Source organism: Flavobacterium crocinum, assembly GCF_003122385.1.
Classification (GTDB): Bacteria; Bacteroidota; Bacteroidia; order Flavobacteriales; family Flavobacteriaceae; genus Flavobacterium; species Flavobacterium crocinum.
Window position 1 is genome coordinate 3,687,971 of record NZ_CP029255.1, and the last position, 21,521, is coordinate 3,709,491.

A 21,521-nucleotide genomic window follows, 5' to 3' on the forward strand; every position below is an offset into this window, starting at 1 on the left:
TTTTTATAATCGTCTTTTATATTTTATTGGGTTTACTAACATATTTATTTCCTTTAATAAAAAAGCGCCACGGTAAAAGCGCATCTTCCTGGGCATACGCAACACCAACACGCGGAGTGGCACCAATTTCTTCTTCATCATATCGAATACCATGATCTTCAATCCAGATTTCGTCTCCTGTTAAATCTTTTTTATTAAAAGAAGAATCAATTCCCAAAGCCTTTGCTGCGGAACCGGGACCAGCTGAAATAGCAACTTTTGAAGAAGACATATTTCTCCTTTCTTCCATAATTTCTTTACCTTCAAAAGGCTCAATTGCTCTTATTAAAATAGCATGCGGTTCACCTTCAACAGAAGTTACAATATTGAAAAGGTAATGAATGCCATAACATAAATAAACATAAGAAACCCCACCATTAGTATACATGGTTTCAGTCCGGTTCGTTCGTCTGCCGCCGTATGCATGAGAAGCTTTGTCCTGTATACCAAAATAAGCTTCCGTTTCTACAATAATACCGCTTGTTATTTTTCCGTCAATTTGAGTATAAAGAAGTTTTCCTAAAAGATCTTTGGCCAGAAAAAGTACATCTGGATTTAGATAATAGGAAAAAGGCAATTTATAAGGGGATTTTTGCAGATTTTCTATCATTGTAAAATTAGAAATTTAATTAAATTTAGAGAGTAAAGATAGCATTTGAATGAAATTGACTTTTAAAAAGGCTAATAATTTAAATGAGAATGTTTAAATTTAACTTAATTCAATCAAAAGAGCTTTAAAAAACAGATAAAGCTTTTTATTGACATTTTAAGATATTGCAGAAAAAACAAATATGTTGGAGAAAACAGAAGAAAAAAAAGAACAAAATGCCGTACATCTTTTACCCTGGGTTACTGCAATAGCTATGTTTATTCAGTCTTTGGATGGAACTATTCTCAATACTTCTTTGCCTTCTATAGCAAAAGATATGGGATACTCTCCAACAGAAATGCATTCTGTAATTGTTACTTACACATTAACACTCGCGATGTTCATACCGTTGTCGGGCTGGCTGGCAGATAAATTTGGCACCCGAACCATGTTTATGATTGCGGTTTTTTTATTTGTAACAGGTTCTTTGTTTTGTGCTTTGTCTGTTGATTTGCAAAGTTTTAATTTGGCTCGTGTCTTACAAGCTATTGGAGCATCCATGATGGTTCCAATTGCAAGGCTGGCTATTTTGTATCAATATCCAAAAAGCGAACTTTTAAAAACTATGAACTTTATTACTGTTTTTGGGCTTTTAGGAATGGTGGCGGGGCCAAGCCTGGGCGGATTTCTTTCCGATAATTTGTCCTGGCACTGGATCTTTTTAGTGAACGTTCCAATTGGTCTTATTGGAATTTCTATGGCCTATAAAATTATGCCCAATTTTAAACATGCAGTTGGAAGATTTGATTTTAGAGGATTGGTATATTTTAGTTTAGCCCTAATATTCATTACAATGGTTCTCGAACTCATCGCAAGTGGAAGAACTCATATGATGGTCATTTTAGGATTACTTTTTCTTTCCGGTTTATTATCACTTTTCTATTATATCCATTATAAAAGAACCGAAAAACCTATTATAGATTTAAGGCTTCTAAATATCCGAACGTTGAAAATAGGTTTAAAAGGAAGTTTGATAACAAGACTTGGAATTGGCGGATTGCCCTTATTATTGCCTTTAATGCTGCAAACCAGTTTTGGTTATTCAGCTTCGGTATCCGGTTTGCTTTTGCTTCCGTCTGCTTTGTCCAACGTGGCAGTTAAACCTTTTATGGTAAGTATTATAAAATTCTTTGGCTACAGAACCGTTTTAATCAGTAATACTATAATGCTGGGATTAATATTGATAGTCTTAGGCTTTGTTACCAAAGAAACACCGTTGCCTTATTATATTATACTTATGGTTTTTTATGGCGCTTTTACATCCATTCAAATGTCGGCCATGAACACCATAACATTATCTGATCTGGATCAGGATACGGCTAGTGGAGGAAATACAATGCTGGTTATCATGCAGCAATTATCAGTAAGTTTTGGAGTTTCTGTGGCAAGTTTAGTATTGTCTTTATTTCAGTCCGGAATATTTGAACTAAATACAGCAAAAGCCTTTCAGTATACTTTTATAGTTCTTGCTGTTTTTACCATTTTGTCCAGTATCACTTTCTCCAGATTAAGTAAAACGGATGGAGCAGGTTATATGTAATTTTATGAATTAAAATAACTCCAGCTGATTTGGATTGTTCGGTTTATTTTTAGGCGGTTTGGCATCTCCAAAAACGGTCCTTCCTCCGTATTTATAAGATTCCGCTCTTTCTTTCTCAATTAAGGCATCAAGATTAGTGTTAGGTGTAAAGCTTTGTTCTGCTTTTCTTGAGATTTCGGATAGCTTTTTAATGGCATCGATTTTATCAGAGTTCCCAATTTTGGCACGGTTGATAGCACGTTGTAAAGTATCAATAGTTTCATCATAGATTTTTACAGGAACCGGAAACGGATGTCCGTCTTTTCCTCCGTGCGCAAAGGAGAAACGTGCAGGATCTTCAAATCGGGTAGGAGTACCGTAAATGACTTCACTTACTAATGCTAAAGACTGTAGCGCTCTTGGTCCCATTCCTTTTAAAAGCAGCAATTCTTCGAAATCCTCAGGTTTATTTTCGTGAGTTGTCCACAGCATGGCACCGAGCCTTTTCATATTAACATCTTCCAGTCTCACATCATGATGAGCTGGCATAGTAAGATGCTGCATTTCTTTTATAATTTTAAAAGGAGATTCTTTTACTAATTCTAAAATACCTTCCCGTGATTTTTCAGCAGCCTGAGCGGTAAGATTTAAGATCTTACCTTGATTTTCTCCATAAATAAAAGTATGAGGTTCATTGATAAATGATTTCAAATCCTGCGAATGCCAATGATATCTTCGGGCTGTTTTGGAGTGAGGATTCATTCCCTGTTGTATCACTGCCCATTGGCCTTTGTTATCTACAATAAAATTATGCTGATACAATTGAAATCCGTCCTGAATGGCTGTGTTGTCTACTTTAGCGGTTAATTTGCTGCAGTTTGCAAGATTATTTCCGTCCAGACCGGTTTTGTCTCCCACAAATAAAAGTTCCTGGGGAGTTAAAAGAGAATTTTTGCCTTTACCGCCGCAAATGTAAATTCCAAGTTCTTTTGAATGCGGATTAACAGATTTTTTTAATGCTCCAAGTACAGATGTTGTAATTCCGGAAGAGTGCCAGTCCATTCCCATAACCGCACCAAAACTCTGAAACCAGAAAGGATTACTTAGCTTGCTGATTACTTCGGATGTAGAAAATTCCAAAGCAATTGTTTCCACAATAGCCAAACCAAGTTTAGACATTCGCTCAGAAAGCCAGAGCGGAACTTGTCCATAATGTAAAGGAAGATCTGCTGTACCGGAACGCTTCATGTGATTGTTGTGTTTCTACAAAATTAAGTAAAAAAAAATCCCATTTGAATTGAAATGGGATTGTAAGTTTGATAAAGCATATAAATTATAATTAATGCAGGCAATTTTGTCCTATAATATTCAAAATATTGTTAGTAAGTATTTTTATTAATAAATAGCATAAACTTCTCATTTTGAAAAACCTTCTTCTCATTTTGATAGGTAATTAGAGCATCAATAAAATTGGATTATTGTTTAAGTTATTGGTAGCTAGTTTGTTGTGCGTGTTTTTAGGCTTTTGGCATGTATTTTGGCTTAAGTGAATGGAAATTAATACGCTAAAAAATAATATGAAAACAAATAAAACAAGAAGCAGAGAAATTACGAAGCAATATGTATCAACAAAATCCGGAAAGAATAAAGACAAGGTGATAAATGTAATGGTATTTAGTATAGTCTTTTTTATTGCCATTTTACTGATATCACAAATTGTTTAAAATGAGAATGGTGATACAAAGAAAACGGAACTAACAAAGTTTAGATAAAATCATTATGAAAATTATAAACCCCGTAATAAATCCTGATATAAACCTGAGTAAAAAAAGCTTTTTTTCTGTTTTACCTCAAAATCATATCATACTTTCAGCTGTTGAAGAAAAAACAACTCCGATTGATTTTACTATCGAAAAAGCCCGATCTGTACATAGTTTCTGGATAAGAGAAATATGCGAAGTAACCTTATCATCCGCGATTGCGAGAGGAACAGGTATTTCGAAACGTTCCCCGGAACTGCTCGAAACTAAAATGAACAAGGGGGAAGCCGTTATTGCATTTGCTTCTGATGGTAGATGGGCCGGTTTTTCGTTTATTTCTTCATGGAAAGACGGACAGTTTGTTTCAAATTCAGGACTTATTATTGCGCCTGAATTTCGTCATACCGGTCTTGCAAAAAAAATCAAAAACAAAATATTTGAACTGAGTCGGGAAAAGTATCCAAATGCTAAAATATTCAGTTTAACTTCCGGACTTGCTGTAATGAAAATGAATCATGAATTAGGATTTGAACCTGTTACGTTTTCAGAATTACCTTCAGATGAATTGTTCTGGGAAAGTTGTAATTCATGTATAAATTGTTCGATACTAAAAAGTAAAGAAAGAAAAAATTGTTTGTGTACCGCTATGCTTTATGATTCTGAACAAAAAATGGATACAGTCTGAATTTTTTTGATTTAATCATCCTTATAATTTTTTTAATTGTTTTCTTAATTCTTTAATTGTTTTTTTTTGCTCTTTAATGCGTTCTTCATATTGCTCAGTTATTTTTTTTGATAGTTGAGTTAAAATCGCATTAGATAATTTTTCTATTAGAGTTATTTCAGAATTTAAGTTTTCATTTTCTAAGAGCTCTTTCGGTTCAATTTTAAAGATTTCTGAAATTTTAAGAATGTGAGATGCCCAAGAATGATTTTCACCACTTTCCATTCTTGCATAAGCAGACTGGGAGATATCAAGATAATCAGCTATTTCTTCTTGTGATAGTCCTTTGCTTTTTCGTAGTTTTTTAAGTTTTATGCCTACATCTATATTCATAGTTTATAAAATTAAAGTTATAATATAATTAATAGAGGACTGATTCAGATTAATATACTCATTTTATAATATTTTTTTTCTGGGTAAAAATACCCGCATAAAGAGTAATATAAAGCTTACAATTTTAATAGTTTTGTTACTCTAACTACATATAAAGTTAAATTCTGACTAACTGTTTAATTGTTTTCAGGATTAATCTTTATATGAATTATAAGATTTGGATTATTTTTTTTTGGAAAGTATTTTTAAGACATAATTACAGTCTACAACTGGAAAAGTTATAATTCACTTAAAATAAAGACTCATAAATATTGAATTGTGATTTAGTACTTAAGACTCTTTATTTTTTATTTTAAGTATTCATATTGTATTTTATCAACAAAAAATGTAAATATTATGAAAAAAGAGAAAAAAACTTTAGAATCTTTTGCTTTAAGTAAACAGGCAATTTCAAAACTTCAAATGGAAACTGTTGAAGGAGGTGTGGAAGATGGTTTGACTTACTTATTTCCAGGTTGTCATACTCATCCTAAACTTTGTATTATCAACATGACCAATGATCGATATTGTCAGAATGTTACCGTTGTTGGGTGTAGTCCGATCGGTCCAACTATGGAATGTACTGTCGCTTAATTAATTTTAATATTTTATGAACTGGTGTTTACACCAGTTCATATTTGTATTATGAAGAAAATTTTTTATTTGATATTTGCCATATCAAGTTTATTAAGGTCACAAGAGATAAATTCGGAATATAATCTAGATTTTGAAAAACTTACTTTAGAAGGAATGCCTCAAGATTGGTTTGAATGGGGTAGTTTGTCTTGCGCTGTTGATACTGTTAATAAAATTTCTGGTAGATACTCTATTTCTATTACATCAACAGATAAAACTAAGTTTGGTTCTGTAGCTTATTCGTTACCGACTTATTTAAAAGGTAAGGAAATAACATTGGAAGGATTTATCAAGACTAAAAATGTTATAGGACAAGTAGGTCTGCTTTTAAGAATTGATAAGAATAATGATGCAATAGAGTTTGATAACATGTCTCTTAGTCCAGTAACAGGAACTACAGATTGGAAAAAGTATAAAATTACCAAGCCTTTGCATAATGGTGCAGATGCAGTATATGTGGGAGGCATAATATCAGGAACGGGTAAAGTATGGTTTGATAATTTCAATGTTCTTATTGATGGAGAAAGTATACTTGATTATTCAGAGAAAGTTTTATCACTCAATAACCCTGATAATGATACAAGGTTTAGCAATGGATCTAATTTTTATCTTGACAGCCCTTCAAAGAAACAGATTGATAATCTTGAGAAGTTGGGGATTTTGTGGGGATTTTTAAAATATAAAAGTCCTTACGTTGCTCAGGGAAACTATAATTTTGATTATGAACTTCTTGAGAAGCTAGCCTTTATAGATAATGATAGTTTTGAATATGATTTAGAAAAATGGAAAGAAAGTTTAATGAACACTCCTCCATATTTGGGATCACATTACTATTTAGACTTTATGAAATTTAGTTTGAATCCGATATTTGAAAATGAGGTAGTATTTCCTAATATGAAATTTAACGATGATGGTCTTAAACTTATAGCTTTATTTAGATATTGGGCATGTATAGAATATCTTTTTCCTTATAAAGATATGACAGATTCTGGCTGGAAAGGGATTTTGAGTAAATATATACCAAAATTTTTAGCTGCTGATGATGAGCTGTCTTATAAGTTGTTACTCATTGAATTATTTAAAGAAACAGGAGACTCACATGCCGCTCTATATGATCTAGGGAAATGTATAGATGAATATTTTGGTTTATACGAAGCACCTATTGAAATTAAATTTATTGAAAATCAGGTTGTTGTTTCTAATTTTAGAGGTGTTGACGGAGTTAAGTTAGGGGATGAGGTTATTGCATTTGATAATGAAGATATTATTAATAGAATTGCCCGTATTAAAAAATACACTATTGCTTCGAATGGTGCATCCGAAAACAGAGATGTATTGAGAAAACTTTTATGCACCAACAAGGATAATGTTATAATACGTTTTAAAAGGAAAAATGAGATTTATGAGGTAAAGGTTAAAACGGGAAGTATAAAATATTTTGTTGATAATAAACCTTCGCACATGGAGCTTGCTGAAGATGTGGGATACATATATCCAGCAAGTCTTAAAAGGAATGAAATTACAGAAATTATTAAAAAATACAAGAATAAAAAAGGATTGATTTTTGATTTTAGATGTTATCCAAGTGATAATATAGTATATACTGCATCAGAACTTTTACTTCCGGCTAGAAAAGAATTTGCACAGTTTACAGCTACGGATCTTCAGAATCTAGGGCAGTTTAGGTTCAAAAATACTGCTTCAACTGGGCATGAAAACCCTGATTATTATAAAGGTAAGGTTGTAGTGTTGATAGATGAGCAGACGCAAAGTAATGCGGAGTTTACAGTTATGGCCTTTCAGGTAATTCCTAATGTAAAAATTATAGGTAGCCAGACAGCAGGTGCAGATGGAGATGTCTCAAAAATTATTCTACCTGGAAATATTTATACCATGATGTCAGGAATAGGTGTATACTATCCAAATTACGGTCCAACACAGCGAATAGGTATCATACCTGATATTAAAGTTTTTCCAACAAAAAAGGGGATTATGCAAAATAAAGATGAGATTTTAGAACGTGCTCTTTTGTATATAAAATATAATAATTAGAAGGTGGATATTAATAATGAATTACATAAAATTCTTCAATCGGTAAATAATCATATTAATAAAGAATACATTGAGGTAGAGCATCTTGGTATTTTATCGGGGCTTTCAGGAGCAGCATTATTTCAGTTTTATTACTCAGCATATACAAACGATAATTCTGATAATACTACAGGAATAGATATAATAGGATACTGTATACAGAAAATTAACAATGGTTATGGATATCCTACTTACTGCGGAGGAATAGCTGGTTTTACGTGGATGCTGCAACATCTTAGCGAGCAGAATTTAATTGACCTGAAAGGAATTAATCTTAAAGATTTCGAACCTTATCTTTACAATTGTATGCTTGAAGATATTAAGATTGCTAACTATGACTATCTTCACGGTGCAACTGGATATGCACTTTATTTTCTCGAACGTTTTAAAGTTTCAGATTCAGTAAACGACCATTTTTATAAATCTTACATTATCGATTTTATTCATTTTCTTGAAGAAAATTCTGTTGTGCATAACGGGGGGATTATATGGCTCACTAAAGATCATGATAATAAAGGAGGGCAAAATTATAACTTAGGGCTGGCTCATGGAGTAGCAAGTATTATAGGGATTTTGTTAAGACTTTCAGGATTTGAAGATTTTAAAGAAAAGTCTGAAAAACTGTTAAAAAAAGCTGTAACAGCGTTAATAAAACAAATGAATGATATAGCATTATCAGATTCCTATTTTGCTAGTTTAGTACCATTTGGAAGTGCTGACTATTCTAAGAATAGCAGATTGGCATGGTGTTATGGCGATCTTGGAATAGGTTTACAATTACTTTACTACTCTAAAATTATAAATGATAAAAATCTCAATCTACAGGCAAAATCTGTATTGAAGCATTGTGCTTCAAGAAGAAGTTATGATAAAACCCTGATTTTAGATGCAACAGTTTGTCATGGAGCGTTTGGAGTTGCATTGATGTTTAACAATGCTTTTAGGAATACTCTTGATTTAACTTTTTTAGAAGCTCGTGATTATTGGCTACGTTTTGGTATTCAATTGTGGGAGAATAAAGACAAGATTACAGAAGTGCATTCAGTTGCTTTTGGAGATGATAAAATTTCAGTTTTAAATGGCATGGCAGGAATTGGACTTGCTATAATTAGTTGTATATCAGATTTAAATCAATGGGAAAGCTCCTTAATGCTTCATCAGTATGAATAATAAATTTCCTTATAAAAATTTTCCAAGTTATATACTTAGAGCTCCTTTACTGTCTTTTACAGAGTTTGAAAAACTTACAAGAGATTTTGAGATAAATAATGATGAACTGAAAAAACTTTGTAATTCTTCAGTTGTTAAAGAAGCTATTTTTTTAGCAAGTGTTCCCTTATATAAAGAGATGGAAAAATGGCTTGGTGGCTTGGATATGCCACAGAAAAAAGTGGAGAAGCTTAAAGAATCACTTCTTAAATATATATCGAGAATGTGCAGTAGATGCACTCCTTTCGGACTTTTTGCTGGTGTGGCAGTAGGAAAATTTGAAGACATTTCTGAAATTGAATTTAATGAGCCGCAATTTAATGGTCGCACAACTCGTTTAGATATGAATTATCTTGTTTGGCTTTCACAAAAAATAGCTGTAATTCATGATATTAAAAGAGAATTAAAGTACTTTCCTAATAATAGTATTTATAGGGTTGGTAATAAAATCCGTTATATTGAGTATAATTATCTAAATAATAAACGTCTTCATCAAATTTCGGAAGTAGATTGTACCAACTATCTGGATGAAATCATAAATAGAGCTACTGAGGGTGTCTTACTTAATGATTTAGTGCTAATACTTTGTAAATATGGTGCAGAGAAAAATCAAGCTACAGAGTTTATAGAAGAACTTATCAAAAATCAGCTGCTTTTTAGCGAACTAGAGCCTAGTATTTCAGGTCCAGATATGCTAAAACAGATTTTATCAGTTTTAGAAAAAATGGATAAAGCTGAATTTACCACTGAGAAATTAAGACAAATAAGATTATCATTAAACAGACTCGATCGTAAGTTTTTTAATGATATCAAAAGTTATCAGGATTTAAAGAAACTTATTGAAGATTTTATTGGTAATCCTATAGGAGATGAGAATCTTTTACAAACAGATTTTCTGCTTAAACCAGTTCGGAATACTCTTGATACGAAAGTAATCAAAAGTATATTTAAGGCTTTTACAATCTTAAATAAGCTTACACCTGTTCATGAAAACAGTACTTTGTCACAATTCAAACATGCTTTCATTAGAAGATATGGTGATCGTGAGGTTAACCTTACTCATGCTCTGGATAATGAAATAGGAATTGGATACGTTCAAAATGGTTTTAATGCTGATATAAATCCTCTACTTGATAACCTTAGTTTTTTCAAAAAACAAAATAAAGGCAATGTAAATTGGACAAATATTCAACTTTATTTTGTAACCCTGATTCAAAAAGTTAATAATGAGCAAAATATTATTAAATTAACTAAAAATGATTTTAACGATCTCGAAGTGGACTGGAATGATTTTGCTGACACTGTTTCTTTTTGTGTTGAAGTAATTTATGAAGACGGAATCTCAAAAATTAAGTTAGGACATGGAGCTTCTCTTGGTGCAGCTGATATGCTTGGACGCTTTTCTCACTTGGGTGATGAACTAGAGAGTTATGTTAAAGAAGTGATTAAGGTTGAATCGAATTTAAAAAAGGAATATACTATTGCCGAGGTAGTTCATCTGCCTGAATCACGAGTTGGCAACGTTTTGATGCGTCCTGACTTTAGAGAGTTTGAGATTCCTTATCTCGCTAGATCTATTAAAGAGACGGAAAAGCAAATTAAAATAGAAGATTTGATGGTTTCGGTTAAAGATGATAGTTTGGTACTAAGATGTAGGCGAACCAATAGATTTATTTTTCCAAGACTAACTACTGCTCATAATTATGCAGCTAATTCGTTACCTATTTATCATTTTTTGTCAGATTTTAAAAATCAGGATACACGTTACGGCGTAAATTTAGATTTAAATCCTCTTCACACTATTTTTGATTTTATACCCAGAATAGAATATGAGGAGATAATATTGCATGAAGCATCGTGGCTTATTAAAAAAGAACATATAGAAGAAACATTTGATATGGAGAATAATGATGAGGCTGTGTTTAATTATGTAAAGAAACTGAGAACGAAGTTTAATCTTCCAAAATTTGTTCTGCTAAATGAGGGAAATAGTAAAATTCTAGTAAATCTCGAGAATATAAATTCCATTAAAATACTTTTAAATATAGTTAAAAGCAAAGAAAGTTTTCAGATTAGTGAATTTTTGTATAAAAAAGACAGTATAGTACGCAGAAATAAAGAGAAATTTACAAATGAAATAATAATTGGACTTTACAAGGACCAAAGTTAAAAGCAACGGTTATGCAGAGAGATTTTATAACTGGTGATAGTTGGGTATACTTTAAAATCTATACTGGTTACCAAACATCTGAGAAGATACTAATAGATATTATTAGACCAGCAGCTGATTTTTTGATTACTGAAAAAATTATTGATAAATGGTTTTTTGTAAGGTATAGTGATCCTGATTATCATTTGAGAGTTCGTTTTGAATGTACTAAAAAGGAAGATTATTTTAAGGTGATTTCTTTTCTTCATAATCCTCTGAAAGAAGAAATAGATAAAGGAACTATTTGGAATATACAGTTAGATACTTATAAACGGGAATTAGAGCGGTACGCTGAGGAAACGATACTATTGAGCGAAGAATTATTTTTTCATGAAAGTCTACTGATAACTGATTTTATAAAAAACATAAATCAGACGAAGGATGAAGAATTACGGTGGCTTCTTGCTTTAGTTTTAATTGATAATCATTTGGAGGTATTTTCACTTACTATGGAGGAAAAATTTAGATTTATGAAAAAATTAAAAGATAATTTTCATAATGAGTTTACTACTTCAAAGATGCTCAAAAAACAAATCAGTGAAAGATATAGAAAAGAAAAAAATAAAATAAAGCATTTTTTTGATCAAGTCAATGATTCAGAATCAGATAATTCTATTAATAAAACATTAATAAAATACAATGATAGTATAAAACTGACAATAAACAATATTTCAGATATAATATCAGTAAAATCAAGTCTGGAAAATGAATTGCTGTATATGACTTATATTCATATGTCAATGAATAGATTGTTTAAATCATATAACCGTAGGCATGAGCTTGTCTGTTACGATTTTCTTTATAATTTTTATTCATTTTGTGTTCATTCGGGAAAGAATGTGAAGAGCGAAAAGATATACTCAAAACCTTAAAAGAATAGAGTAAAAATACAAAATATAAACTATTTTGAAGACTGCTATATCCAATAAAGCAAAAGTAAAAAAAACGCTAAAACCTAAGTTTTAGCGTTTTCGATTAAGTTATATCAATTTTACAAAGCATCCCATGAAGCACTTGGATAATAAATTGAACTTGTAACAGGAGCTTTCCAGTATTCCTGACTTCCACCACGGAAAGTATGCAAACTCACAGCATTTACATTTCGTTTAGCATCATTAGTTACCCAGCGAATTTTCTCGTTCAGTATTTCTGTACCATTTACGTAATACTTCACATAGCCATCAGTATTTGAACCAGTATTTAGCTTAACAGATATCTGACAGTTGTAAGTTACGTTTTCCTGTATGTAATATTTTTTTCCAAAATCGTTACCATATTGTCCCGGCTGATCTCTGTAATATACATATGGCTGAAGATAAGCGCCGCTTCCTTTTGCACTGTTTGATCCATTTGGACAATACCACATAAATCTGGCACTGCCACCATTACCGTCCCAACCCGGATCACCGCCTGTATTCTGGTCGCCAATTAAGATACCATATCCACATTTGCCGCCTCGGCTCCAGTAAAATCCAGAATTAAATCTCATCTGAAACCAAACGGTATAAAGATTACCCGACCAAACACCATACGATGTACACAAACCGCCCGGACAAGATAGTGTATTGGTTTGTAATGTAATGGTTCTGGCTCCGGTACTTCCTTTTGCTGTAATACTGCCCGCAACAGCATCTTTGTTAACATTTTGTGCAGCGTCTTTATCGACATTTTGTTGTTGCTCTTTGTTAACGCTTTGTGGTTCGTTTAACTCATGTTCCTTTTCACAAGCATTCAACATTAAAGCTGACATAAATAGTAGGCTTGTTAATTTGAAGATTCTTTTCATTTTTTGAAATTTTAAGGTTAATAAATTGATAGTTAGTAAATAACAATTAGTGGTTACGTTATTTACATCGTAAAATTGATTATTAATTATTTAGAACAGGAGAAATAAAGTCCGTTTTTACGTACATAAAAATCCAGCCTATATATTTTGAGTATATTTTTTTGAGGGATAGTATTAGGAATCAAAAAACGATTATTAACATAAGTTTAAAAGATACATCCTTTATAAATCCACCATTTTGGCGTAAATTGTATGTTATTAAAATATATAATTATGAAAGCAGTACGTTATTTTGGACATAAAGATGTAAGAGTAGTGAATGATTTAGAAAAACCGGTTCCCAAAGGTGATGAGGTTTTACTAAAAATAGGTGGAGCAGGTGTCTGCCACTCTGATTTACACATTATTGATGAAGGAACTATTGGAAATCTTGTGTTTACTCTCGGACATGAAAATGCCGGATGGATTGAAGCTGTGGGAGACACAGTAAAAGATTATAAAAAAGGGGATGCGGTCTTAGTTTACGGACCTTGGGGATGCGGACATTGCAAACCGTGTCAGCAATCAAAAGAAAATTATTGTGACCACCAAAGTGAATTGGGCTATGGCGGCGGACTTGGACTTAATGGCGGTATGGCAGAGTATATGTTGGTTCCGTCTTCAAGATTATTAGTTCCAATTTTTGATCTGGATCCTGTTATTGCCGCTCCATTAACTGATGCAGCGCTCACACCATATTCTGCTATAAAAAGATCTCTCCCTAAACTTATGCCCGATGAATATGTTGTGGTAATTGGAGTAGGCGGACTTGGACACGTTGCCATACAGATTTTAAGAGAAACATCCGGTGCTGCAATAATTGCCTGTGATGTAACAGATGAGAAATTGGCTTTCGCCAAAGAATTAGGTGCAGCTCATACTGTGAATTCTAAAGATCCGGATGCTGCTGAACAAATTTTAAAAATTACAGGACTTAAAAAAGCTAAAGTTATTTTGGATTTCGTAGGTGCAACTCCAACAATTGAATTGGGTACAAAAGTAGTTGGAATGGACGGAGATCTCACCATAGTAGGTCTTGGCGGAGGATATTACCAATACAGTATGAACGGACTTCCTTTTGGAGTAACCATGACCAATCCGTATTGGGGATCCCGTACTGAATTAATGGAAGTTGTTGGTCTGGCAAGACAGAAAAAAATACATATCGAAATTGAGAAATTTGACCTGGAACAAGCAAATGAAGTTTATGACAGAATGCGCCACGGACAAATTAAAGGCCGAGCTGTATTAGTTCCTTAAATTAAATAAAACTGCTATAAATAGAAGAAGGTGCCATTATAAGCGGCACCTTTTTTAATTGACTGATTCTTTTCTCAAGAATTAGTTTTTATCTTTTGTAATGTTGTCGGAGAAAATCCAAATTGTTTTTTAAATGCAAAAGAAAAGTGTGATAAATTCTCAAATCCTGTTTCATAATATACTTCAACAGGTTTTTTATTTTTTTCGGTAAGCTGATAATAAGCTAATTCCAATCTTTTTTTAGTTAACCAACGTTGAGGTGTAATACTAAAAGCTTTATGAAAATCCCTTTTAAAAGTAGTCAGGCTTCGGCCAGTTAAATATCCGAATTTTTCTAAAGACATATTGAACATAAAATTCTTTTCCATAAAACTGATTAGATCAATTTTATAAGGTTCATCGAAGTTGGCTAAAATAGAGCCAATATCTTTATCAATTGCTGAAAGGATTGTAATGGCTTCTGTAATTTTCAATGATGCAATATTTTCAGGAAAGTTCTCCTGCATTTCAAAATAAGGAATAAGTGAAGCCAGACAGCTTTCCAGCAATGGATGTTTATGAAAACTGAAAATTTTTGAAACCGTATTTTTTTGTTTAATACTTTCCTGATTGTAAAATGCTCTAAGTCTTTCGGCTGACAAATGCATAGCCACCGCTTTATGTGGCAACCCGTCTTTTGGAATATTGATAATGGTTGCCAGTTGATTTCTCGGAATCAAAAAAGTACTTCCGGGACCAAATACAAAGCTTTCGTCTGCCTGAATAATTTTGGTTTCACCGGAAATTAACCACACAAGTAAATGATCAGTAAATGCTGCTTCTGTCTTAAAAAGCTTTCCGGTATAATTTGAAAGTTTAATTTCGGGATTTATGTAATTTACCTGATAGTCCATAATGCTTGTGTGGTATAAAGATACAAATATTAGTTAAGATCGAATTGGATTCCTGTCATCTGTTCACTTAATTCCCATAAACGTTTTGCCTTTTTTTCGTCAAGCGAATAAGGCTTAATGCCCCCAATTATTGCCGTATTCGGACTTAAGGAAGCAATATCCACGTTTTCGCAATAAACACCGCCAATATTATTAAGCAGTTTACTTGTAGCAGCCCAAACTGTTGTGGCGGCACCTTGCGGAATCGTTTTTAACGACGCAGCAACTTCAGGAAATATATTTCCTTCAGCATCACAATAACCTAATTTCTGAAATAAATCGATTGGTGCTTCTCTTGCTAATTCTGTTTCACCAACAGCTCCGGGGCATAAAGAATAGCTTCGAACATTAAAATCTTTTGCACGATTATCAAATTCCATAGAGAAAAGATTAACGGCTGTTTTGGATTGACCATAACCCAGTAAAGTTTCATACTCGCGGTTTAAGAAGTTAGGATCTTCAAAATTAAAATCAGAAAACTGATGCCCGCCCGACGAGACATTTACGACTCTTGCTCCGTTTGCTTTTTTTAGTGCCGGCCATAATTTAGCTGTAAGCTGAAACAAAGCCAGATAATTAGTAGCCAATTGTGATTCAAACCCACGATCATCTCTTCGTAACGGAACCCACATGATACCGGCATTATTAATGAGTAAATGTAGTAGTTGGTTTGATTGCATAAATTTTTGAGCAAAAGAATCAATAGAATCAGGATTCATTAAATCCATTTCTTCTATGATAATATTGGGAATTCCGTTTAGATTTCTCTTCGCTTTTTCAACATCTCTTGCCGGTACAATTACAGTTGCGCCAGCTTCTGACAGTGTTCTAACTGTTTCCAGACCAATGCCTGTATTTCCTCCTGTTACAATTGCAGTTTTTCCGGTAAGATCAATTCCCTTAATTACTTCATTGGTCGTTGATTTGGCATTAAATCCTGAATTTGTCGGCTGTTGTAATGCCCCATAATAATTATTCTGTTCCATTTTTTTAATTTTTAAATTATTTGATGAAACAAAATTAGAGGGAATGAAAGATGCCAACTTTGTTTAAACGTCCTAATAAACTTTGTTTAAACGTCCGTGATGAAAAAGGTATTGAAGCCGAGTTATTTCTTTTTTAAATAAAGTCTGTTTTTAAGGGGGAAATAACCATGAAATCAGGTATTGTTTTCTCTATTTAGCGTCAGTAAATTTGTTCTAATAAAAGAAATTACAATGAAAGTTAACGGAATAAAAGTTTTTTTTATGACCAAATCAACATTTAAAAAAAATAAAATAACAAGTCTTATGAAACAATTTTTCAGCATATTAGTTTTGACTTTATTATTTTTTGGCTGTTCAAGTGATGATAATGGATCAGATAATTCAGGATCTGATTATTTTTTTAAAGCAACCTTAGACGGGCGAAAAATAGATTTTTACGATGTAAATTTTCAAGGCGGTGGTAACGATAATCGATTTGAGCATATTACAGTAGGAGGATTTGAAGAACCTTATCCAAATAAAGTTGGCGAGTTAATACCACCTTCTTTAGATTTTGAAATATGGAGAACAGGAGGAGATATCAAAGCAGGTACTTATTCAACGCCTACAGAACCGGAAATGGTAGCGCGTTATGCTGTTCAGACTACAAACGGAACTATTGTTTACAGCACTAGTACGGCAGATGATGTTTTTACGTTGAAAATCGAATCCATTAGTAAAAATGGCATTAAAGGCACATTTTCCGGAAAGGTTCGAAATTTAGATTCAGGTGTGGCAATAGAAATTACAGAAGGGACATTTAATCTTCCTTATGAAGATATAATTAATACCACAAAATAAGAGATTCCAAATGATAAAAAATATTTTTCCCCCAATTATAGTATTATAAATATGAAATTAAATATGCTTGCTTTTGCAGTGATGCTACTTCCATTTATTGCAATCAGTCAAAAAGCAATAGAACCTGGTAATAAGGATATTAATACCAAATATATTAAACCTGGAAAATATCTTTATACTGTGTATTACGTAAAAGGTCAAGAATGGAAAAATATGGGAGCTTTGACCTATGATATTACATTGGCTAATAATCAATTAACTTTAAATAATACTTTTACTCCAAAAGATAATGGACAGCCAACCCCACGAATAAGTACAGCCGATGCTCTAACGCTTAAAGCCATTAGCTATTCTGATGAAACCAAGAATGCTAAACTAAATCTTAATTTTGGCGGAACAATTACAGGGAATTATTATTCAAAGAAAACCAAAAAGGATAAAAAGCTGAAACTTAATCCTAAGGAAGATTTTTTTGACTTCAACTGGACGGATCACTTAATTGGAACGCTGCCATTAGATGTTGGATATAAAGCCCGTTTTCCTCAATTTTATTATAATGACGGATCAGATGTTTTAGTGGAATATTACACTATAAAAGAAGTAAAAAGTTTTGTTTATAATTCACCAAGAACCGGTAAGCATGAAACGTGGCTTGTTTCAGTTTTAGAAGAAAGTACTAAAGGGGTTTACAATTATATCATAGACAAGAAAGACCGTCGTTTATGGCAGCGTGAAATGTCTATGGCCAACGGAATGTGGGAAATCACTGTTAATGAGGAACTGGATTATCAGCCTATTAAAAATAAATTTGATAAAGAAGCAGTGGCAAGACAAATTTCTGGCGGTAACAGTGTTATAATTGGTACAGCTTACGCAAGATCAGATTCTGGTAAGAAATTAGGAGGTTTAGTGAATACGGCCAAGAAACAATTTGCACCAAAAGGTACTGAGATTACACTTTTTCCAAGTTCAGCTTATTATGAGGAATGGGTAGAAGTCAACAAGAAAATCCGCAAACAGAAAAAAATGCCAGAAGTTCCTTTGGATAGTGATTTTGGATATTCTATCAAAAAATCCAAAGTGTATGACGATCAGGGACATTTTGAGTTTGCCGATTTAATGCCAGGAACCTATATAGTAATGGTAAGTTTTGACTTTTCTAATTCTTATAACTATTCATACGTATCAGGTTATACCAATTATTATAATTATTATGGTTATCAAGGTTCTACAACAAATTATGGAACAGCGAGACAAAATTACACAGATAAAGCCAATATTGAAAAACGCGTTAGCATTGATAAAGATGGCGAGAAAAAGGAAATTAACTTAAAAGAAATTTAATAAAAGAAGCCGTGTCAATGAAAAGTTTGATACGGCTTTTTAGGTTTTATAAAAGTATATAAGCGATTACATTAAAAAGAAAGTTATCATAATCCATTATATTTATAAATGGCAATTTTTTCCCCGTTAGATGTAAATCGATTGCCTTCGTGTTAGTAACAATTTGTTCTTTTTTTGCGTCTTAAAAAGACTCTAATAATTTTAACACCAGTAGGTTGTGTTAAAATATTTTTTTGAATCAATAAAACACTTAAATTTATTTTTTTTAGAAATAGATTGTAAAAAACAAACTGGCATGGATAGAGCTATACAATTACAGATCCGCAAGGAACTTGACGGACGCCAGCAGCAAAACATTATTAAACTAAAAGGCAGCCTTATCTCAAGAGGCTATACTGATATCATCCATATTTTAGATAAGGATGAGGAATTTCATATTAATTTTTTTGAAACCTCTGCAGATAAAAGAGGGGAAGTACAAGAATATATTAATGCCTTTTTAAATAAAGAAAATCTGCTGGATGCTGCTGCAGTAGTATCGTCAAGATGAATGCATAAATTTTAAGATTAATCAAATATCTGATAGTTCTGTTAGAATGAGTTTACTGCTATTTTTTGCTAAATAGAAAAAGGCCTAAACTTATTCCTATTCCGGCAAATAATGCCAGCTTAAGATCTGATACTCCTTTTGCAGAAGGATTCCCGTAAACCCTAAGCGGTTCTTTTGATTTATTTAAAACATTTCCGGGATTGTTCAATTTTTCATCATTGAATTTCATTTTCGTACGCACAACTGCAGATGCTGCGTTGATGAGTATCTTTGGAAGCAATTTATAAGTGTTTGTGATGGCGGCAGACTTAAAATCAGGAAATAATTCTTTTCTTGGATTTTTTGCGAGTTCTACTATTTTCGCTGCAGTATCACGAGGATCAGATGCTATAAAAGGGATAGTCATATCAAAACCGGAATACTTGGCAGAATGCAGGTTTCCAGTGGAGTTTTGTAGCTGCGGATAAAGATTACAGATATGAATATGTCTTCGGTTTGATATTTCCCCCTGTAAACATTCCATCATACCTCTAATTCCATATTTGCTCGCAGAATAAACAGCGCTGTAAGGTGCAGGCATAAAACCGCCTATTGATATATTGTTAATTAAAATCCCTTCATTTTGTTCTTTAAAAATTTTGATGGCATTGTAAGCCTCATGCATATAACCAAACAAATTAGTTTTAATAACCTGCTGATGGATTTCTAACGGAATTTCTTCAAATTTTCCGCTCGCCATGACGCCCGCATTGTTTACCCAGATATCAATTTTCCCTCCTAATATCATTGCTGCGGCAACTATTTTTTCTACATCTTCGGCAATAGACATATCAGCAGATACACCAACGGCAACAACCCCGAGATCACGACAGAATTTAACGGTTTCATCAATCCCTTTTTGTCCTCTGGCGGCTATAACTACATTACATCCTTCTCTGGCAAAAGCTTCGGCTGCAGCCCTGCCAACACCACTGCTTGCACCTGTAATAACAACATTTTTCCCTTTAAGGCTCTTTTCTATTGTGGCAATATCTTTCATGATTCTATTCAATTATATGATTAAGCTTATTATATGTTAGAATTGTTTGAAACATTTTTGAATGTTACAATATAACTTTTTTCATTGGTTCGGCTTGAGATACTTTTTGTGATATATTTTTTCTCCGAAGTTCTTGAACTAAGGATTCTGTTCTTCTGATTTGAAAAATTCATAGTACAAAATTTAATGATGAAAAATTGCGAATTAGCAGTCATAAAATTATACTAAACCAATTCGATACTGTTATATAATTTTAGTTGTTAATTGTTTAATTATTAGGTTTTTATAATGATGTGTAACTGGAAATTTTATAAAATAAGATTGAAATTAAATAGGTGTAACCCTCCAGACATTTGTAATTTTATTCTTAGTTAAAATATTTATAATCAAAATAATAAAGTTATGGCAGAAATAAAAATCGAGAAGAAAAAGCCTTTATGGCCGTGGATTGTAGCAATCCTGTTAATCTCGGCAGTTGCGTACTACGTTTTTATAAAAGACGATGAATCGAGAACTGACATGAGCATAGAAACCGAAAACGCTGTGAGCACAGATACAACAGCAAATTAGAAAAGAATATAATACATATATAAAAGAAACTACTATGGAAACTAAGGAAAGAAATTTATACCGACTGGATGAACTTCCTGATTATAAAATCGCTTCAAACTATTCTGATGTAAGAGGATGGAAAATAGTCGACTCAGACAACCACACTATAGGAACTATTGATAATCTATGGGTGAATAAAGATATGCAACGTGTTATTTATCTCGATGTCAAAGTGGATAAAAAACTGATAGAGGATAGCCGTAAAGAAGTACACGATGCAATTGCTTACGATAATGGTAAAGAGTTTGTTTATAAAGATGGAGACAGTCATATCATTATACCCATAGGATCTGTAAACATAAATAAAGATACCAAAATTGTGATGGCCAACGGAATAGGATATGATACATTTCGAAATACAAGCAGGTACAACAGACAAGATAGTTTTGACAGGGAATATGAAAGAAACGTATTAAGATCCTATTATCCTGCTGATGATTCCGGATTTAATTACGATGATGATAATTTTTATAAACGCAAAGAGTTTGATAATCGTTAATCAGCAGTTTTCTGTCACATAACTGTTTAAGCAATAAAAAGGATTAATTATGGAAACGGAAATTATAGAATTAGAGAAAAAGTACTGGCAGGGAATGGAAAATCACGAATATGAAACAGTAAAGAATCTAACTTATTTTCCCTGTATAGTTGCCGGTAAAAATGGTGTTCACAGTGTGGATGAAGCCAGTTTTAAAAAAATGTTTGAATCCGGAGACGGAGATAAAATAAAAGTCCTGGGTTTCTCAAATGTCAAATCCCAATTACTCACAAGAGAAACTGCTATAACAGCTTATATAATAGAATTGTTGGATGTAAAACAAAATAAACCAATGAAATGTGCTTGTACTTCCACCTGGATAAAAGAAAATAAACAATGGTTTTGTGTTCTTCATACCGAAGCGGAATTGTCTGCATAATAATGTTC

At 32.6% G+C, this 21,521-nt stretch carries 21 protein-coding genes; 14 read left to right on the forward strand and 7 right to left on the reverse strand.

Going from position 1 to position 21,521, the window contains the following annotated elements; all coding sequences use genetic code 11:
• Window positions 1–16 precede the first annotated feature (16 nt).
• The gene (locus HYN56_RS16450; RefSeq protein WP_109193176.1) at window positions 17–649 is read right to left on the reverse strand and encodes a DNA-3-methyladenine glycosylase; all 633 of its coding nucleotides are present in this window, start codon (window positions 647–649) and stop codon (window positions 17–19) included.
• Window positions 650–830: 181 nt separating this feature from the next.
• Here HYN56_RS16450 and HYN56_RS16455 point away from each other — a divergent pair, with 181 nt between their 5' ends.
• On the forward strand, window positions 831–2,228 hold the full coding sequence (locus HYN56_RS16455; RefSeq protein ID WP_109193177.1) for an MFS transporter: 1,398 nt from the start codon (window positions 831–833) through the stop codon (window positions 2,226–2,228).
• Between the two features lie 9 nt (window positions 2,229–2,237).
• On the opposite strand, the gene HYN56_RS16460 is transcribed toward HYN56_RS16455, so the two are convergent.
• On the reverse strand, window positions 2,238–3,455 hold the full coding sequence (locus tag HYN56_RS16460) for a DUF763 domain-containing protein (RefSeq protein WP_109193178.1): 1,218 nt from the start codon (window positions 3,453–3,455) through the stop codon (window positions 2,238–2,240).
• Between the two features lie 531 nt (window positions 3,456–3,986).
• Between HYN56_RS16460 and HYN56_RS16465 the strand changes: the two genes are divergently transcribed.
• Window positions 3,987–4,652 (forward strand): GNAT family N-acetyltransferase, encoded by a 666-nt coding sequence (locus tag HYN56_RS16465; protein WP_394336246.1) that lies wholly within the window; start codon window positions 3,987–3,989, stop codon window positions 4,650–4,652.
• Window positions 4,653–4,673: 21 nt separating this feature from the next.
• Here the strand turns inward: HYN56_RS16465 and HYN56_RS16470 are convergent, their stop codons facing one another.
• On the reverse strand, window positions 4,674–5,024 hold the full coding sequence (locus HYN56_RS16470) for a helix-turn-helix domain-containing protein (protein WP_109193179.1): 351 nt from the start codon (window positions 5,022–5,024) through the stop codon (window positions 4,674–4,676).
• A 396-nt stretch (window positions 5,025–5,420) separates the two neighbouring features.
• Here HYN56_RS16470 and HYN56_RS16475 point away from each other — a divergent pair, with 396 nt between their 5' ends.
• Genes HYN56_RS16475 through HYN56_RS16495 form a run of 5 tightly spaced genes read left to right on the forward strand, consistent with a single transcriptional unit; the run spans window position 5,421 to window position 12,080 of the window.
• Window positions 5,421–5,657: a hypothetical protein gene (locus tag HYN56_RS16475; RefSeq protein ID WP_109193180.1), complete on the forward strand. Its 237-nt coding sequence runs from the start codon at window positions 5,421–5,423 to the stop codon at window positions 5,655–5,657.
• 51 nt (window positions 5,658–5,708) lie between these two features.
• Window positions 5,709–7,751 carry a S41 family peptidase gene (locus HYN56_RS16480; RefSeq protein WP_109193181.1) on the forward strand — a complete coding sequence of 681 codons (2,043 nt, stop codon included), beginning with the start codon at window positions 5,709–5,711 and terminating at the stop codon, window positions 7,749–7,751.
• Between the two features lie 3 nt (window positions 7,752–7,754).
• Window positions 7,755–8,960, forward strand: a complete 1,206-nt coding sequence (locus tag HYN56_RS16485) for a lanthionine synthetase LanC family protein (protein WP_109193182.1) — start codon at window positions 7,755–7,757, stop codon at window positions 8,958–8,960.
• On the forward strand, window positions 8,953–11,169 hold the full coding sequence (locus HYN56_RS16490; protein WP_109193183.1) for a lantibiotic dehydratase family protein: 2,217 nt from the start codon (window positions 8,953–8,955) through the stop codon (window positions 11,167–11,169). Before HYN56_RS16485 ends, HYN56_RS16490 begins: the two co-directional genes overlap by 8 nt.
• Before the next feature lie 11 nt (window positions 11,170–11,180).
• On the forward strand, window positions 11,181–12,080 hold the full coding sequence (locus tag HYN56_RS16495; RefSeq protein WP_109193184.1) for a thiopeptide-type bacteriocin biosynthesis protein: 900 nt from the start codon (window positions 11,181–11,183) through the stop codon (window positions 12,078–12,080).
• Window positions 12,081–12,199: 119 nt separating this feature from the next.
• Here HYN56_RS16495 and HYN56_RS16500 read toward each other — a convergent pair whose 3' ends face one another.
• Window positions 12,200–12,994, reverse strand: coding sequence for a polysaccharide lyase (locus tag HYN56_RS16500; protein ID WP_109193185.1), 795 nt, complete (start codon window positions 12,992–12,994; stop codon window positions 12,200–12,202).
• 273 nt (window positions 12,995–13,267) lie between these two features.
• On the opposite strand from HYN56_RS16500, the gene HYN56_RS16505 reads away from it, so the two are divergent.
• Complete coding sequence (locus HYN56_RS16505) at window positions 13,268–14,293, forward strand: NAD(P)-dependent alcohol dehydrogenase (protein WP_205727619.1); 1,026 nt, start codon at window positions 13,268–13,270, stop codon at window positions 14,291–14,293.
• Window positions 14,294–14,367: 74 nt separating this feature from the next.
• Here the strand turns inward: HYN56_RS16505 and HYN56_RS16510 are convergent, their stop codons facing one another.
• Together HYN56_RS16510 and HYN56_RS16515 are read right to left on the reverse strand one after the other, a co-directional pair.
• Complete coding sequence (locus tag HYN56_RS16510) at window positions 14,368–15,186, reverse strand: helix-turn-helix domain-containing protein (RefSeq protein WP_109193186.1); 819 nt, start codon at window positions 15,184–15,186, stop codon at window positions 14,368–14,370.
• A gap of 29 nt (window positions 15,187–15,215) precedes the next feature.
• Window positions 15,216–16,211 (reverse strand): SDR family NAD(P)-dependent oxidoreductase, encoded by a 996-nt coding sequence (locus HYN56_RS16515; RefSeq protein ID WP_109193187.1) that lies wholly within the window; start codon window positions 16,209–16,211, stop codon window positions 15,216–15,218.
• 303 nt (window positions 16,212–16,514) lie between these two features.
• Between HYN56_RS16515 and HYN56_RS16520 the strand changes: the two genes are divergently transcribed.
• From HYN56_RS16520 to HYN56_RS16530, 3 genes are all read left to right on the forward strand, one after another.
• Complete coding sequence (locus HYN56_RS16520; protein ID WP_146194602.1) at window positions 16,515–17,051, forward strand: hypothetical protein; 537 nt, start codon at window positions 16,515–16,517, stop codon at window positions 17,049–17,051.
• Between the two features lie 51 nt (window positions 17,052–17,102).
• Window positions 17,103–18,395, forward strand: a complete 1,293-nt coding sequence (locus HYN56_RS16525; protein ID WP_109193189.1) for a DUF3108 domain-containing protein — start codon at window positions 17,103–17,105, stop codon at window positions 18,393–18,395.
• A 295-nt stretch (window positions 18,396–18,690) separates the two neighbouring features.
• Window positions 18,691–18,945 carry a hypothetical protein gene (locus tag HYN56_RS16530; protein ID WP_109193190.1) on the forward strand — a complete coding sequence of 85 codons (255 nt, stop codon included), beginning with the start codon at window positions 18,691–18,693 and terminating at the stop codon, window positions 18,943–18,945.
• A 58-nt stretch (window positions 18,946–19,003) separates the two neighbouring features.
• On the opposite strand, the gene HYN56_RS16535 is transcribed toward HYN56_RS16530, so the two are convergent.
• Window positions 19,004–19,984 (reverse strand): SDR family NAD(P)-dependent oxidoreductase, encoded by a 981-nt coding sequence (locus tag HYN56_RS16535; protein ID WP_109193191.1) that lies wholly within the window; start codon window positions 19,982–19,984, stop codon window positions 19,004–19,006.
• A gap of 402 nt (window positions 19,985–20,386) precedes the next feature.
• Between HYN56_RS16535 and HYN56_RS25090 the strand changes: the two genes are divergently transcribed.
• From HYN56_RS25090 to HYN56_RS16545, 3 genes are read left to right on the forward strand one after another with little or no spacing between them, the layout of a single operon-like run.
• Complete coding sequence (locus tag HYN56_RS25090; RefSeq protein ID WP_167398324.1) at window positions 20,387–20,554, forward strand: hypothetical protein; 168 nt, start codon at window positions 20,387–20,389, stop codon at window positions 20,552–20,554.
• 34 nt (window positions 20,555–20,588) lie between these two features.
• Complete coding sequence (locus tag HYN56_RS16540; protein ID WP_109193192.1) at window positions 20,589–21,095, forward strand: PRC-barrel domain-containing protein; 507 nt, start codon at window positions 20,589–20,591, stop codon at window positions 21,093–21,095.
• Window positions 21,096–21,144: 49 nt separating this feature from the next.
• Complete coding sequence (locus tag HYN56_RS16545) at window positions 21,145–21,513, forward strand: DUF4440 domain-containing protein (protein WP_109193193.1); 369 nt, start codon at window positions 21,145–21,147, stop codon at window positions 21,511–21,513.
• Window positions 21,514–21,521: the final 8 nt, after the last annotated feature.

Coding starts and splice junctions, on each gene's coding strand:
- HYN56_RS16450 (WP_109193176.1), bottom strand. CDS start 649: ATGATAGAAAATCTGCAAAAATCCCCTTATAAATTGCCTTTTTCCTAT.
- HYN56_RS16455 (WP_109193177.1), top strand. CDS start 831: ATGTTGGAGAAAACAGAAGAAAAAAAAGAACAAAATGCCGTACATCTT.
- HYN56_RS16460 (WP_109193178.1), bottom strand. CDS start 3,455: ATGAAGCGTTCCGGTACAGCAGATCTTCCTTTACATTATGGACAAGTT.
- HYN56_RS16465 (WP_394336246.1), top strand. CDS start 3,987: ATGAAAATTATAAACCCCGTAATAAATCCTGATATAAACCTGAGTAAA.
- HYN56_RS16470 (WP_109193179.1), bottom strand. CDS start 5,024: ATGAATATAGATGTAGGCATAAAACTTAAAAAACTACGAAAAAGCAAA.
- HYN56_RS16475 (WP_109193180.1), top strand. CDS start 5,421: ATGAAAAAAGAGAAAAAAACTTTAGAATCTTTTGCTTTAAGTAAACAG.
- HYN56_RS16480 (WP_109193181.1), top strand. CDS start 5,709: ATGAAGAAAATTTTTTATTTGATATTTGCCATATCAAGTTTATTAAGG.
- HYN56_RS16490 (WP_109193183.1), top strand. CDS start 8,953: ATGAATAATAAATTTCCTTATAAAAATTTTCCAAGTTATATACTTAGA.
- HYN56_RS16495 (WP_109193184.1), top strand. CDS start 11,181: ATGCAGAGAGATTTTATAACTGGTGATAGTTGGGTATACTTTAAAATC.
- HYN56_RS16500 (WP_109193185.1), bottom strand. CDS start 12,994: ATGAAAAGAATCTTCAAATTAACAAGCCTACTATTTATGTCAGCTTTA.
- HYN56_RS16505 (WP_205727619.1), top strand. CDS start 13,268: ATGAAAGCAGTACGTTATTTTGGACATAAAGATGTAAGAGTAGTGAAT.
- HYN56_RS16510 (WP_109193186.1), bottom strand. CDS start 15,186: ATGGACTATCAGGTAAATTACATAAATCCCGAAATTAAACTTTCAAAT.
- HYN56_RS16515 (WP_109193187.1), bottom strand. CDS start 16,211: ATGGAACAGAATAATTATTATGGGGCATTACAACAGCCGACAAATTCA.
- HYN56_RS16520 (WP_146194602.1), top strand. CDS start 16,515: ATGAAACAATTTTTCAGCATATTAGTTTTGACTTTATTATTTTTTGGC.
- HYN56_RS16525 (WP_109193189.1), top strand. CDS start 17,103: ATGAAATTAAATATGCTTGCTTTTGCAGTGATGCTACTTCCATTTATT.
- HYN56_RS16530 (WP_109193190.1), top strand. CDS start 18,691: ATGGATAGAGCTATACAATTACAGATCCGCAAGGAACTTGACGGACGC.
- HYN56_RS16535 (WP_109193191.1), bottom strand. CDS start 19,984: ATGAAAGATATTGCCACAATAGAAAAGAGCCTTAAAGGGAAAAATGTT.
- HYN56_RS25090 (WP_167398324.1), top strand. CDS start 20,387: ATGGCAGAAATAAAAATCGAGAAGAAAAAGCCTTTATGGCCGTGGATT.
- HYN56_RS16540 (WP_109193192.1), top strand. CDS start 20,589: ATGGAAACTAAGGAAAGAAATTTATACCGACTGGATGAACTTCCTGAT.
- HYN56_RS16545 (WP_109193193.1), top strand. CDS start 21,145: ATGGAAACGGAAATTATAGAATTAGAGAAAAAGTACTGGCAGGGAATG.